We start from the raw sequence: 787 nt of genomic DNA, 5'->3' as shown, positions 1-787 counted from the left end.
TACTTTGCGGACACTCCCTGGGGGCTGGAGCGCACTTCAGGGCAAGTCCGCCGGTGTGCCGGGGCCCGCGGCCATCAGCTCCGAGACCTTGACGAAGCGGTAGCCGCGCTCGCGCAGCTCGGGGACGATGCGGCGGACCGCCCGCTCGGTGGCGGGCGCGGCGCTGCGGGTGCAGTGCAGCACCACCAGGGAGCCGGGGCGGACGCCCGACAGCACCTGCTCGGCGACGGCGTCGGCGTCCGTGGCGAACGCGTCGCCGCCGACCACGTCCCATTGGACGGCCGTGACCTGCGCGGCGGCCAGCGCGCGCAGCGCGCCGTCGTCGTAGCAGCCGCCGGGGAAGCGGAAGTACGGCACGACGTTGCGTGCCCCGGCCGTGCGGAAGGCGTCGAAGGCGCGGGTCACGTCGGCCGCCATGTCCCGCCGCGCCAGGGTGGGCAGGCCGTAGCACGGGGACGTGAAGGCGTGGTGGCTGTAGGAGTGGTTGGCGATCTCGAAGCGGGGGTCGTTGCCGATGGCCCTCGCCTGGTCGGGGTACTCCTCGGCCCAGCGCCCGGTCATGAAGACGGTGGCGTCCACCTTCAGGCGCCTCAGCGTGTCGATCAGCGCGGGGTTGTCGAACCGTTCGCCGCGGGCGGCCCGGGGGCCCTGGTCGGCCGTCATGTCGGCGTCGAAGGTGAGGGCGACGGTCCGGCCGGCCGCCGCGGCCCCGCGGGCGAACACCGGCGTCGTGCCGCCCGGGCCGGGTGCCATGGTGGGCGGCACCCGGACGGGGGAGGGGCTCGTC

1 protein-coding gene is annotated in these 787 nt (G+C 75.3%); it reads right to left on the bottom strand.

What is annotated here, in order from left to right:
• Positions 1–36: 36 nt before the first annotated feature.
• The coding region (locus A4V12_RS09135) for a polysaccharide deacetylase family protein (RefSeq protein ID WP_234372114.1) at positions 37–787 on the bottom strand (751 nt) is incomplete at its 5' end.

It is taken from the genome of Streptomyces noursei (assembly GCF_001646665.1).
Lineage (GTDB): Bacteria > Actinomycetota > Actinomycetes > Streptomycetales > Streptomycetaceae > Streptomyces > Streptomyces lavendulocolor.
This window is presented reverse-complemented; position numbering and strand designations above follow the sequence as displayed.